Here is a 12,828-nt window from a genome sequence, read left to right as displayed (position 1 = left end):
CGCGACGTTGGCGGCCGTGGTGTCGATGATCTGCCCCACCATGGGCCGTTCGTCACGATACGACCCATGGTGCGCGAACGCCCGGCGGCTCAGCCGAAGAAGACCCCGACCTCCTCGTACAGCGCGGGGTCCACCGTCTTCAGCTTCGCGGTCGCCTCCGCGATCGGGACCCGGACGATGTCCGTACCCTTGAGCGCGACCATCTTGCCGAAGTCCCCGTCGTGCACCGCGTCGATCGCGTGCAGCCCGAACCGGGTCGCCAGCCACCGGTCGAAGGCACTGGGCGTGCCGCCGCGCTGGATGTGCCCGAGCACGGTCGTCCGGGCCTCCTTGCCGGTGCGCGCCTCGATCTCCTTGGCCAGCCACTCGCCCACGCCCGACAGCCGGACGTGTCCGAAGGAGTCCTTGGTGGCGTCCTTCAGCACCAGGTCGCCGTCCTTGGGCATCGCGCCCTCGGCGACCACGACGATCGGGGCGTAGCTCGCCTTGAAGCGGGAGGTCACCCAGGCGCACACCTCGTCCATGTCGAAGCGCTGCTCCGGGATGAGGATGACGTTGGCGCCGCCGGCGAGCCCCGAGTGCAGGGCGATCCAGCCGGCGTGCCGGCCCATGACCTCGACGACCAGGACGCGCATGTGCGACTCGGCCGTGGTGTGCAGCCGGTCGATGGCCTCGGTCGCGATGCCGACGGCGGTGTCGAAGCCGAAGGTGTAGTCCGTGGCGGACAGGTCGTTGTCGATGGTCTTGGGCACGCCGACGCAGGGGATGCCGTACTCCTCGTACAGCCGGGCGGCCACCCCGAGGGTGTCCTCGCCGCCGATCGCGACGAGCGCGTCCACCTCGTACTTGGCGAGGTTGTCCTTGATGTCGCGCACCCCGTTCTCCGTCTTGAACGGGTTGGTGCGCGAGGAGCCGAGGATGGTGCCGCCGCGGGGCAGGATGCCGCGGACGGCGGGGATGTCGAGCGGGACGGTCCTCCCCTCGACCGCGCCCCGCCAGCCGTCCTTGAACCCGACGAACTCGCAGCCGTACTCCTGGGTGCCCTTGCGGACGACGGCCCTGATCACCGCGTTGAGCCCGGGGCAGTCGCCGCCACCGGTCAGCACTCCGACCTTCATTGCATCTCCCTTCGCCATGACGGCCACGCTAGTGGTGACGCAGGTCACATCAAGGGTGTCGGAGACGTCAATTCCGGTGGAATCGCGGGGCGTTGCGTACGCATGTTCACTCGAACGAGGACGTAAGTACGATCGACGGCCGGTGCGCGCCGCCCCGGACGGGGGTTACGCGTCGTCGAGGCCCCGCTCTATGGCGTACCGGACGAGCTCCACCCGGTTGTGCAGCTGCAGCTTGCCCAGGGTGTTCTGGACGTGGTTCTGCACGGTGCGGTGGGAGATGACCAGCCGCTCCGCGATCTGCTTGTACGAGAGCCCCTTGGCCACGAGGCGCAGCACCTCGGTCTCGCGGTCGGTCAGTTGGGGGGCCTTCGGCTCGTCGGAGGCGGTCGGCACCGGGTCGGTGGCGAGGCGCCGGTACTCGCCGAGCACCAGGCCGGCGAGGCCCGGGGTGAAGACCGGGTCGCCGGCCGCGGTGCGGCGGACCGCGTCGATGAGTTCCTGCGCGCCGGCGGACTTCAGCAGGTAGCCGGTCGCGCCGGACTTCACCGCCTCCAGGACGTCCGCGTGCTCACCGCTGGCGGACAGGACCAGGACCCGCAGCGCCGGGTGGGCGCCGACCAGTTCCTTGCAGACCTGCACCCCCGGCATGCCGGGCAGGTTGAGGTCGAGGACCAGGACGTCGGGGGTGACGGCGCGGGCCCGGCGTACCGCCTCGGGGCCGTCGCCGGCGGTGGCCACCACGTCGAAGCCGGCGGCGGCCAGGTCGCGGGCGACCGCGTCCCGCCACATCGGGTGGTCGTCGACGACCATCACTCTGATCTCGTGCAGCTCGTTCGTGCTCATTGGGTCCTCCCCCTGGGTACCTTCAGTTCCACTTCGGTGCCCTGCCCGGGGACGGACACCAGATCGGCGCTGCCGCCGAGGTCACGCAGTCGGCCGCGGATGGACAGGGCCACTCCCATCCGGCCCTCGCCCTCGGCCTGGTCGAGCCGGCCCGCCGGGATGCCCGGGCCGTCGTCGCGGACGGTCACGATCACCTCGTCGCCCCAGTCCTCGACGAGGATCCAGGCCCTGGCCCCCTCGCCCGCGTGCTTGCGCACGTTGTCGAGGGCGGCGCCGACCGCCGCGGCCAGCTCCTTCGCGGCGGGCACCGGCAGCGGCACCGGGGTGCCCGGCTCGGCGAAGCTGACCCGGGATCCGGCGTGCGGGGCGAGGAGCGTGCGCAGGTCCAGCTCGCCGTCGTCGGCGCCCGGCTCGTCCACCTCGTACGTGTCGACCAGCGCGCCGCGCGACTGGTCGGAGGAGACCCGGGAGGGGTGCACGAGCCCGGAGGAGACCAGGGTGCGCAGCGCCACCTCCTGCTCCCCCGCCATCCGGCCGAGTTCCTCGGCCTCCCCGCCCAGCTCGGTGCCGCGCCGCTGGACCATGGCGAGGACCTGGAGGACCCCGTCGTGGATGTCGCGGGCGAGGCGCTCGCGCTCGCGGGTGGCGGCCTCGATCTCCAGGGCCCTGGCGAGGGTGTTCTCGCTGGCCCGGGCGACCTCGACGACGTAGCCGATGGCCACGGAGGACACCCAGACGAGCAGCACGTTGTGCAGGGCGTCCCGGGTGGGCTGGCCGCTGTGGATGAGGATCGTGGCCGCGGCCACGAAGGTGGAGGCGAAGCAGGCCCAGCGCCAGCCGCCCTTGATGGCGAAGCCCAGGACCGCGCCCCCGGTCCAGATCGTGGGGAGGGTGGGACCGCCCCCGGTGATCCGATCGTGGGTGTCGGCGAGCGGGGTCAGCCCGATCCCGACGATGGCCACGGTGAGGTCGGCGACGAGGAAGCCCTTGGTGCAGCTGGCGGCGTTGGCCACCTTCGAGGTGGTGGCCAGGGTCCAGACGGCGAGGAAGGCCAGGTAGCCGGCCGCGACCCAGGGGTGCGGGTACCTCTTGTAGGCGGAGGCGAACAGCAGCACCGCGTAGACCATGGTCAGCAGCCGGTACACCGTCAGGGCACGCCAGAGCGGCTGCTCGACCGACATGCGTACGACGCGTTCGCGTTTCGCCATCTCCCCCACCCCTTGCGGGCGGTACCGCCCGACCTACTCCGCCGTACCGTCGGCCTTCTTCTCGGCCTTCTCTCCCTTGGCGGCCTTCTCGGCCTTCTCGGCCTTCTCGGCCTTCTCCGCATCGGCGATCTGGCGCTTGGCCGCCGTCGCGTAGATGTCGACGTACTCCTGGCCGGAGAGCTTCATGATCTCGTACATGACCTCGTCGGTCACCGAGCGGAGGATGAAGCGGTCGCTGTCCATACCGTGGTAGCGGCTGAAGTCCAGTGGCTTGCCGATCCGGATGCCCGGGCGCATGAGCTTGGGGACGACCTTGCCGGGGGGCTGGATCTTCTCCGTGTCGATCATCGCCACCGGAATCACGGGCGCGCCCGTGGCCAGCGCCACACGGGCCAGACCGCCGGGCTTGCCGCGGTACAGGCGTCCGTCGGGTGAACGCGTGCCCTCGGGGTAAATACCGAACAGCTCCCCGCGCTCGATGACCTCGATGCCGCTCTTGATGGCGGCCTCGCCGGCCCCGCGGGCGCCGGAGCGGTCCACCGGGAGCTGGCCGACGCCCTTGAAGAAGGCGGCCGTCAGCTTGCCCTTGACCCCCGGGGAGGTGAAGTACTCCGCCTTCGCGATGAAGGTGACCTTCCGGTCCAGCACGGCCGGCAGGAAGAAGGAGTCGGAGAAGGACAGGTGGTTGCTCGCGAGGATCGCCGGCCCCTCCGCGGGAATGTTCTCGAGGCCCTCCACCCACGGCCTGAAAGCGAGCTTCAGTGAACCGCCGATGGAGAACTTCATTGCGCCGTAGATCAACTCGAAAGCCTTCCTGTGTCTGTCGAACAGACCTTATCCCGTGCCTCCCCCGGCAGGGGCCCGACGACCCTGGCCGGTGCCACCCCGGTCGCGTACGGTGAAGTCACACAGAGCAACGCACCCACCCGACGTACCTCATGATCAAGGAGACCCCGGTGCCCGTCCTCCCTGGAGCCGAGCCGTTCCGCCACGAGGGCGGAGAGGTCGGCGTCCTTCTCTGCCACGGCTTCACCGGTTCCCCGCAGTCCCTGCGCCCCTGGGCCGAGTATCTCGCCGGGCAGGGCCTCACGGTGTCGCTGCCGCTGCTGCCCGGACACGGGACGCGCTGGCAGGACATGCAGCTCACGGGCTGGCAGGACTGGTACGCCGAGGTGGACCGCGCCCTGCGGGAACTGCTGGACCGGTGCGAGCAGGTGTTCGTCTTCGGGCTGTCGATGGGCGGCGCGCTGACCCTGCGGCTGGCCGCCAAGCACGGGGACTCGATCCGCGGCATCGTCCTCGTCAACCCGGCCAACAAGGTGCACGACCCGCTGGCCGTCGCCCTCCCGGTGGCCAAGCACTTCATCCGGTCGACGCCGGGCATCGCCAGCGACATCGCGAAGCCGGGCTCGGAGGAGGTCGGCTACGACCGGGTGCCGACCCGGGCCGCGCACTCGCTGCGGAAGTTCCTGCAGCTGGTGGACGCCGACCTGCCGCAGGTCACGCAGCCGCTGCTGCTGCTCCACAGCCCGCAGGACCACGTCGTACCGCCCGTCGACTCCGAGCGGATCCTGGCCCGCGTCTCCTCGACGGACGTCACCGAGACCCTGCTGGAACAGAGCTACCACGTCGCGACGTTGGACCATGACGCGGAGCGGATCTTCGCGGACAGCTATGCGTTCGTCGGCCGACTGGCGGAGAGCGTGGGCAGGGAGGGGGCGCAGGCCGGTGGCTGAGCACGAGGAGCAGTCGGGCGGAGTCCCGCCGCTGGACGAGGAAGCGGCGTGGGCGGCGATCGTCGCCGGGTACGGGCAGGAGCCGCCGGACCCGCCGGGGGCCCGGCCCTTCAAGCCGATCGAGAACCTCCTCCTGCCGGAGGAGGACGTCAAGCCGCTGCCGCCTGAGCCGGAGACGAAGCCCGAGGCCAAGCCCGAACCCGAGCCCGAGCCGCCGGCCGCGGCGCTGGGCAGCTCGGTGGTCTTCGCCCCGGGCGTGGGCATGGCGGGCCCCCGGGACCACTCGCTGGCGGAACCGCAGGAGGACGACCTGACTCCGGCGGACGAGGGCCACTTCGTCCAGCCTGAGCCGGAGCTGCCGCCGGCGGACACGACGGCGAAGTTCGCGTGGCTGGCGGTGGTGGGCGGGCCGGTGCTGCTGCTGCTCGCGGTGGTACTGCAGTGGGAGATGACCTGGTGGCTGACGACGCTCGGCATCGGCGGCTTCCTGGGCGGGTTCGCGACGCTGGTCGCACGCATGCAGCACGACGACGACGAGGACGACGACCCCGGCCGCGGAGCCGTGGTCTAGGCACCAAACCCGGGGCTCCGCCCCAGACCCCTTACGGCGCTCCGCGCCCGCGCCTCAAACGCCGGCGAGGCCGAAGAGCGCGGCGCGGCCCAAAGACCGGGACTCCGCCCCAGACCCCGCCGGGCTCCGCCCGGACCCGCTCCTCAAACGCCGGAGGGGCTGGATTTGCGCTCCGCGCAATCCAGCCCCGCCGGCGATTGAGGCGGTCTTTCAGCCTCGCCGGCGTTTGAGGCGCGGGGGTCCGGGGGCTGGCCCCCGGCAACGGCGGCGCGCCCGGACCGCGGAGCTACGGCGCAGCCGGCAGGCGGAGGGCCGCCAGGACCGGGAGGTGGTCCGTCGCCGACCGCAGGTCGGTGGACGAGACCCCCGGCAGCCCCGCAGGGACACCGCAGGCCAGCACTTCCACGCCCCCGCTCGCGAACACCGCGTCGATGCGCCGGTCCGGCGCCGACACCGGGAACGTCCGTTCCCCTCCCCAGGGGGCCACGGCCCAGCAGTCCTGCAAGGCGCCCGCGAGACGGGCGAAGGCCGAACCGCCCGGCCCCTCGTTCACGTCGCCCGCGGCGATCCCGTACGGCGTGTCCATCCCCGCCACCCGTTCCAGGAGGAGCTCCGCCTGGGCGACCCGTTCCGCCCGGTCCAGGGACAGGTGCGCGCAGACCAGCCCCGCGCGGGCGGCGCCGATGCGGACGACGGCCGTGGCGAAGCCCCTCCGGTGCAGGCCCGGCGTGCGCGGCAGCAGGACGTCCTCGGTCCGCTCCACGAAGACCCGCAGCGAGCACAGCAGCAGCGGCCCGGCCGCCGTCGCTCCCCCGCCCAGCACCACCAGGTCGCACTTCGCGGCGAGTCGCGCCGCGTGTTTGCGCCACCGGAAGAACCGCGGCGCCTCCTGTACGAAGACGAGGTCGGGCTCGCACGCCCGGATGACCCGGGCCAGCGCCTCCTCGTCGTCGCGCAGCGAGCGGATGTTGTAGCTGAGGACCCGGATCACGGCAGAACCGTCGGGCTCCGTACGGGACTTCGGCAGCGAGGGCAGCAACTGGTCCATGCACCGCAAGATACGCAGCCGCCCGCCGCTCCCCCAAGGGGCGCGGCGGGCGGTCCGGGTGGAAGGGGTCAGCCCTGGCGGGCCAGGTCCGCCGCTCCGACGAGGCCGGCCTTGCCGCCGAGCTGCGCGGCGAGCACCTGGGCGTGCGGTCGCCAGGCGCCGCCGACCAGCCAGCGCTTGAAGGACTTGCGGATCGGGTCGAGGACGAGGTCGCCCTCGTCGGAGACCCCGCCGCCGACGATGAACGCGGACGGGTCGAACAGCGAGGCCAGGTCGGCCAGTCCCGCGCCGGCCCAGCGGGCCAGCTCGCGGAAGGCGTCGATGGCCACCAGGTCGCCCTGCCGGGCGGCCTCGCTGATGTGCTTGCCCTCGATGCCCTCGGGGGTGCCGTCGCCGAGCGAGAGGAGGATCGTGGCGTTCTCCGGGGTGGCGTTGGCGCGCTGCTTCGCGTACCGGACGAGCGCGCGCCCGGAGGCGTACTGCTCCCAGCAGCCCTGGCTGCCGCAGCCACACAGCAGGCCGTCCGGGACGACCCGGATGTGCCCGAACTCGGCGGCGACGCCGAAGCGTCCGCGGCGCAGCTTGTTGCCGATGATGATGCCGCCGCCCAGGCCGGTGCCGAGCGTGATGCAGATGACGTCGTCGTGGCCCTGGCCTGCGCCGAAGCGGTATTCGCCCCAGGCGGCGCAGTTCGCGTCGTTCTCGACGACGACGGGCAGGCCGATGCGCTGCTCGACCTTGTCCTTGAGCGGCTCGTGGCGCCAGTTGATGTTCGGCGCGAAGAGTACGGTCGCGCGCTTGTCGTCCACGTATCCGGCGGCGCCGATGCCGACGGCGTCGATGGTGTGGTTGCTGCTGACCTCGGAGACGGCGGCGCAGATGGCCTCCGTCACTCCGTCCGCGGTCGGCGGGGTGGGCACCTTGTACGTCTCAAGGATCGTGCCCTCTTCGTCGACCACGCCGGCCGCGATCTTCGTGCCGCCGATGTCGACGCCGATGGTGAGTCCCATTAGTCCCTCGGTTTCCGGTCAAACCCCGCCACGGCCAACGGTACCCGAGGGCGGCGTGCCCTCAGTCGAGATCGATCCGCTCGGCCGGGCCCGCGTCGGGGCCGTCGTCGCGGGGGTCGCGCTCGCGGCGGGGCGCCGGAGGGGTGTCCTGGGTCCAGCGGCGCTCGTGGCCCTCGACGGCGGAGCGGTAGGCGGCGAGGAGCTCGGAGCCGGCGGCCGCGAGGTGGTCGAAGACCTGGGGGTTGCGCTCGATGACGGGCTTGGCGGCGGTCCTGGCCTGGTCGACGATCTGGCGGACCGCGCCCTGGGCAGCGGCGCCGAGCAGCGGGTTGTTCAGTCCGGAGACCTTGTCGGCGACGGCTTCGAAGAGCTTGAACAGCTCTTCGGCGGCGGTTCCGGTGCCGGCCGAGCCGGCCCGGTCCTGTGCGCGCAGGCGCTCCTTCTCGGCGGCGAGGTCCTCGGCACAGGCCTTGGCCCAGGCGTCGTCGTCGGTGGGGCGGTCGGTGGCCTCGCTCATGGCGGACTCTCCTGCGGCGGCTGCTGGGCGTGCGTACGGACTACCTTCGACGGTACCCGAACGGGGGTAAGCCGTTCACTGTGTGCGGGGCCAGAGTCCCGGGTCCGGGGTGAAGCGGATGCGGAGCTCGCCCGTGGCGAGGGCGGCGCCGGAGACGGTGCAGCGGCGCAGCGCCGCGGGCAGGGGAACGATCCTGCGGTACGGGCCGGCCGTGAGCAGCAGCTCGTCGCCGCGGCGTACGAGGTCGAGGTCGCTCTTGCGCGCGCCGGGCAGCGGTACCACCCAGACGAGCACCCCGTCCGCGGCGAGCCGGTCCTCGACGGCCCAGGAGCCGCGGGGTGCGGGCGCCTCCGGGAGGAGCCCGTCCGAGGCGGCGAGCCGTTCGAGGTCCTGCGGGCCGCGCGGGTCGCGGCCGAGGTGGGCGAGCGTGACGACGGGCAGGTCCGCGGCCCATTCGGCGGCGTACTTCTCCTGCTGGGCGGCGAGCCCGGCGAGCCAGGGGTCGGCGGAGCCCTGCGGCACCATCCGGTTGGCGACGAGGCCGGAGACGGGCAGCTGCTGGAGGGCGAGTCCGAGCCGTCCGAGCCGCAGCGCGTCGGCGGCGGCCGGTCCCGGCTCGGCGACCAGGCGCAGCTCGGTGGTGTCGGCCTCGACGACGGCCTGGACGGCGGCGAGCTCCTCGTCCCAGCGGGCGGCGGCCTCGTAGAGCCACTGCGCGGGCATGGGCACGCCGGCGAGCTGGGCCAGTACGGGCCGCAGGGCGCGGGCGGCCTGCTTCTCGGCGGGGAGCAGCCGGGCGAGGTAGCGGCGCAGCTGCGCGGGCAGGGCCAGCGTGGAGAGGGTCTGGTGGAGCGGGGGCATGTCGACGACGACGAGGTCGGTGCCGGGTGCGGCGGCGGCCCTGCGCAGGGCGCGCAGCAGGGCGAACTGCTCGGCGCCGGGCAGCTCGGTGAGCTCCTCGGCGCCGAGCGGGCGGGCTCCGACCATGGCGAGGAGCGCGGATCCGCGCTCCTGCAGGGCGACGAGCTCCTCGCGGAACTCCTCGCCGGAGTCGACCCGGGCCACCCGCAGCCCGGGGACGGGCTCTTCCCCGGCCAGGGCGGCGAGCGGGTCGCCGACGTCGCCGGACAGCAGCAGCACCCGCCTCCCGTCGCGGGCTGCGGCGAGGGCGGTGGCCGCGGCCACGGTGGTCCGCCCGGCCCCGCCGGGGCCGGTGATCAGCAAGGTGTGCATGTGCGGTGCCTACAGGTGCCGGGTGCTTACGGGTGCCGGGTGGCGCCTTGGGGTGTTCAGACGGACTCGACGCGCTTCTTCAGGCCCGCCAGCGCGCGGTCGATGATGACCTTCTCCGCCTTGCGCTTGATCATGCCGAGCATGGGGATCTTGACGTCCACGGTCAGCTGGTAGGTGACCTCGGTACGCTTGCCGCCGTCCACCGGGGCCAGCCGGTACGAGCCGTCCAGCTGGCGCAGCATCTGGGACTTGTCCAGGGTCCAGGCGACCTCGTCCGTGCCCTTCCAGGTGTAGGCGAGGGTGTGGTCGTCCTTGATCGCGCCCGCGTCGAGCAGCAGGCGGACCTTCTCGGCGCGCCCCTCGGCGTCGGTGGCCAGTACCTCGGCCTCCTTCACCTCGCCGGTCCATTCGGGGTAGCGGGCGAAGTCGGCGATCACGGCCATCACGTCGCTGGGCGCAGCCTCGATCGTGATGCTTGAGCTGGTGTGTTCCGCCATCGCGGTCGCTCCTCCGTGGAGTGTTTCGAGGATGTGTGCGGCCTCCGGCCGCCGCGTGAAGGCTACCGCGCGTGCGGACTCCGCCACTCCAGGGCCTACCGCGGCCCTGCGGGGGCCGTCGTGAACCGGCCGCCGGTCACCATTCCAGCGCCCACGGCCGGCCGGTCGCCGCGAAGTGGCCGACGTTCACGCACTCCGTGGCCCCGATGCGCATCCGCTGCGCCAGAGGCTGGTGCACGTGTCCGAAGAGCGCGTACCGGGGCCGGGTGCGGCGGATGGCGGCCAGCAGGGCCTCGCTGCCGCGTTCGAACCGGCGGGCGACCGTGTCGTAGCAGAGCTCGGGCACCTCCGGCGGGATGTGCGAGCACAGTACGTCCACCTCGCCGAGCGCCTCCACCTTGGCCGCGTACTCCTCGACGCCCACCTCGTACGGGGTCCGCATCGGCGAGGGCAGTCCGCCGCCGACGAAGCCGAAGACCCGGCCGCCGATCTCCACCCGCTGCCCGTCGAGCACGGTGAGGCCGTGGCGGTCGGCGTATTCCGGCCACAGACCCGGGATGTCGACATTGCCGTAGGTGGCGTACGTCGGGTTCGGGAAGGCGGCGAACATCTCGGCGTACTGGCGGCGCACCGCGCCCTCGATCAGCCGGTCCCGGTCCAGCCCGTCCCAGAGCCGCCGCCCGAAGGCGTGGGCCTCCTCGAAGCGGCGGGCGGTGCGCAGCTCGACGATCCGGTCGGCGTTCTCGACGCCGAACAGATCGGGGAAGATCCCGCGCGAGTGGTCGGCGTAGTCGAGGAAGAGGACGAGGTCACCGAGGCAGATCAGGGCGTCGGCCCCTTCTCCGGCACGGGCGAGGGCCTCGGTGTTGCCGTGCACGTCGCTCACGACGTGGACCCGCGTGCGGCCCGGTGCGGTCGTCCGGCCCGGTCCGGCCGCTCCGCCCGGTCCACCCGGTCGGCTCGATCCGCTCGCGCCGCCCTGCCCGCTCCGCATGCTGCCACCCATGCGGACAACCCTAGGGGGACCCGGCAGTTGCGGGGTAGAGGGGTGGGAGTGGCAGGCGGACCTGCGGTTACTTCCGAGTCGCAAGAGGGGTCGACTACTGTCGGCACGTGAGGGCCAGGCCGTGCAAGTACAGAATGTGACGCACGGAACATCTGGCCGGTTCCCTCTATCGGGAACCCTCTACCGGTGGGTAACGTCCGGTCGGTCCACATGGTGGCGATGGCGCCCAGAGGAGCAGCAGTCTTGCGCGAGTTCAGCCTTCCGGCCCTGTACGAGGTCCCGTCGGACGGGAACCTGACGGATCTCATCCGCCGCAACGCCGCTCAGCATCCAGACACCGCCGTCATGAGCCGCAAGGTCGACGGCCGGTGGCAGGACGTGACCGCGACCGAGTTCCTCGCCGAGGTCCGGGCCGCGGCCAAGGGCCTCGTCGCGGCCGGCATCCGGCCCGGCGACCGGGTCGCCCTCATCTCCCGCACCCGCTACGAGTGGGTGCTGTTCGACTTCGCGATCTGGAGCGCGGGCGGCGTCACCGTCCCCGTGTACGAGACCAGCTCCCCCGAGCAGGTCCAGTGGATCCTCGGCGACTCCGGCGCCGTGGCGGTCATCGTGGAGAGCCCGGCGCACAGCGCGTCCGTGGCCTCGCTGCGCGACCGGCTGCCGGAGCTGCGCGAGGTCTGGGAGATCGAGCAGGGCGCGCTGGAGACGCTGAAGGCCGCCGGCGCGGAGATCTCCGACGCCGAGGTCGAGGAGCGCAGCAGCCTCGCCAACGCCGACGACCCGGCCACCATCGTCTACACCTCGGGCACCACCGGCCGCCCCAAGGGCTGCGTGCTGACCCACCGCAACTTCTTCGCCGAGTGCGGCAACGTGGTGGAGCGCCTCAGCCCGCTCTTCCGCACCGGCGAGTGCTCCGTCCTGCTCTTCCTCCCGGCCGCGCACGTCTTCGGGCGCCTGGTGGAGGTGGCGGCCGTACTGGCGCCGATCCGTCTGGGCTGCGTACCGGACATCAAGAACCTGACCGACGAGCTGCAGTCCTTCCGGCCCACGCTGATCCTCGGCGTGCCGCGCGTCTTCGAGAAGGTCTACAACTCGGCGCGCGCCAAGGCGCAGGCCGACGGCAAGGGGAAGATCTTCGACGCCGCCGCCGAGACGGCGATCGCCTACAGCCGGGCGCTCGACGCCCCGGGCGGCCCGTCCTTCGGCCTGAAGCTCAAGCACAAGATCTTCTCGAAGCTGGTCTACAGCAAGCTGCACGCGGTGCTCGGCGGGCGCGGCGAGTACGCGATCTCCGGCGGCGCCCCGCTGGGCGAGCGGCTCGGCCACTTCTTCCGCGGCATCGGCTTCACCGTGCTGGAGGGCTACGGCCTGACGGAGTCCTGCGCGGCCACCGCCTTCAACCCGTGGGACAAGACGAAGATCGGTACGGTCGGCCAGCCGCTGCCGGGCTCCGTGGTGCGCATCGCGGACGACGGCGAGGTGCTGCTGCACGGCGAGCACATCTTCAAGGAGTACTGGAAGAACGAGACGGCGACCGCCGAGGCGCTGACCGACGGCTGGTTCCACACCGGCGACGTCGGCACCCTCGACGAGGACGGCTACCTCGCGATCACCGGGCGCAAGAAGGAACTCATCGTCACCGCGGGCGGCAAGAACGTCGCGCCCGCCGTGATCGAGGACCGGATCCGGGCGCACGCGCTGGTCGCGGAGTGCATGGTCGTCGGCGACGCGAGGCCGTTCGTGGCGGCCCTCGTCACCATCGACGAGGAGTTCCTGGGCCGCTGGGCGGCCGAGAACGGCAAGCCGGCCGGGGTGACCGCGGCCGAGCTGCGTGAGGACGCCGACCTGGTCGCCGCCGTCCAGAAGGCCGTGGACGACGGCAACGCGGCGGTGTCCAAGGCGGAATCGGTGCGGAAATTCCGCATTCTGCCCTCCCAGTTCACGGAGGAGTCGGGTCACATCACGCCGTCGCTGAAGCTGAAGCGCAACGTGGTGGCGAAGGACTTCGCGGACGAGATCGAGGCGCTCTACCGGGGCTAGT

The 12,828-nt window shown here is 72.2% G+C and carries 13 protein-coding genes; 3 read left to right on the top strand and 10 right to left on the bottom strand.

All coding sequences use genetic code 11. The annotated features are described in order from the left end of the window. Positions 1–89: 89 nt before the first annotated feature. The 4 genes from ACIPYQ_RS04020 to ACIPYQ_RS04005 form a co-directional block, all read right to left on the bottom strand. On the bottom strand, positions 90–1,118 hold the full coding sequence (locus tag ACIPYQ_RS04020) for a 6-phosphofructokinase (protein ID WP_401246115.1): 1,029 nt from the start codon (positions 1,116–1,118) through the stop codon (positions 90–92). Between the two features lie 165 nt (positions 1,119–1,283). After that, complete coding sequence (locus tag ACIPYQ_RS04015; protein ID WP_401245830.1) at positions 1,284–1,961, bottom strand: response regulator; 678 nt, start codon at positions 1,959–1,961, stop codon at positions 1,284–1,286. Next, a complete protein-coding gene (gene macS / locus ACIPYQ_RS04010) occupies positions 1,958–3,169 on the bottom strand; it encodes a MacS family sensor histidine kinase (RefSeq protein WP_401245828.1) in 1,212 nt (403 codons plus the stop codon). The genes ACIPYQ_RS04015 and macS overlap by 4 nt, the downstream gene beginning before the upstream one ends. A 33-nt stretch (positions 3,170–3,202) precedes the next feature. Continuing rightward, on the bottom strand, positions 3,203–3,955 hold the full coding sequence (locus tag ACIPYQ_RS04005; RefSeq protein WP_401246113.1) for a lysophospholipid acyltransferase family protein: 753 nt from the start codon (positions 3,953–3,955) through the stop codon (positions 3,203–3,205). 170 nt (positions 3,956–4,125) lie between these two features. Between ACIPYQ_RS04005 and ACIPYQ_RS04000 the strand changes: the two genes are divergently transcribed. Beyond that, positions 4,126–4,905 carry an alpha/beta hydrolase gene (locus ACIPYQ_RS04000; RefSeq protein WP_401245826.1) on the top strand — a complete coding sequence of 260 codons (780 nt, stop codon included), beginning with the start codon at positions 4,126–4,128 and terminating at the stop codon, positions 4,903–4,905. Then, positions 4,898–5,476 (top strand): hypothetical protein, encoded by a 579-nt coding sequence (locus tag ACIPYQ_RS03995; protein WP_361758275.1) that lies wholly within the window; start codon positions 4,898–4,900, stop codon positions 5,474–5,476. The genes ACIPYQ_RS04000 and ACIPYQ_RS03995 overlap by 8 nt, the downstream gene beginning before the upstream one ends. Positions 5,477–5,762: 286 nt before the next feature. On the opposite strand, the gene ACIPYQ_RS03990 is transcribed toward ACIPYQ_RS03995, so the two are convergent. The 6 genes from ACIPYQ_RS03990 to ACIPYQ_RS03965 all read right to left on the bottom strand — a co-directional run bounded on the left by ACIPYQ_RS03990 (position 5,763) and on the right by ACIPYQ_RS03965 (position 10,787). Continuing rightward, positions 5,763–6,524 carry an endonuclease/exonuclease/phosphatase family protein gene (locus ACIPYQ_RS03990; protein ID WP_401245824.1) on the bottom strand — a complete coding sequence of 254 codons (762 nt, stop codon included), beginning with the start codon at positions 6,522–6,524 and terminating at the stop codon, positions 5,763–5,765. Between the two features lie 68 nt (positions 6,525–6,592). Next, positions 6,593–7,534 carry an ROK family glucokinase gene (locus ACIPYQ_RS03985; RefSeq protein ID WP_401245822.1) on the bottom strand — a complete coding sequence of 314 codons (942 nt, stop codon included), beginning with the start codon at positions 7,532–7,534 and terminating at the stop codon, positions 6,593–6,595. 61 nt (positions 7,535–7,595) lie between these two features. Continuing rightward, positions 7,596–8,051 carry a DUF5304 domain-containing protein gene (locus ACIPYQ_RS03980; RefSeq protein ID WP_361758284.1) on the bottom strand — a complete coding sequence of 152 codons (456 nt, stop codon included), beginning with the start codon at positions 8,049–8,051 and terminating at the stop codon, positions 7,596–7,598. Between the two features lie 75 nt (positions 8,052–8,126). Next, positions 8,127–9,284 carry an ArsA family ATPase gene (locus ACIPYQ_RS03975; RefSeq protein ID WP_401245821.1) on the bottom strand — a complete coding sequence of 386 codons (1,158 nt, stop codon included), beginning with the start codon at positions 9,282–9,284 and terminating at the stop codon, positions 8,127–8,129. A gap of 56 nt (positions 9,285–9,340) precedes the next feature. After that, entirely contained in the window at positions 9,341–9,781 is a 441-nt protein-coding gene (locus tag ACIPYQ_RS03970; protein ID WP_361758290.1) for an SRPBCC family protein, read from the bottom strand. Positions 9,782–9,917: 136 nt separating this feature from the next. Next, entirely contained in the window at positions 9,918–10,787 is an 870-nt protein-coding gene (locus tag ACIPYQ_RS03965; RefSeq protein ID WP_401245819.1) for a metallophosphoesterase, read from the bottom strand. A 243-nt stretch (positions 10,788–11,030) separates the two neighbouring features. On the opposite strand from ACIPYQ_RS03965, the gene ACIPYQ_RS03960 reads away from it, so the two are divergent. Beyond that, complete coding sequence (locus tag ACIPYQ_RS03960; protein WP_361758296.1) at positions 11,031–12,827, top strand: long-chain fatty acid--CoA ligase; 1,797 nt, start codon at positions 11,031–11,033, stop codon at positions 12,825–12,827. Position 12,828 lies beyond the last annotated feature (1 nt).

The sequence above is a fragment of the Streptomyces sp. NPDC090045 genome (genome assembly GCF_044747975.1).
Taxonomy (GTDB): Bacteria; Actinomycetota; Actinomycetes; order Streptomycetales; family Streptomycetaceae; genus Streptomyces.
This window is presented reverse-complemented; position numbering and strand designations above follow the sequence as displayed.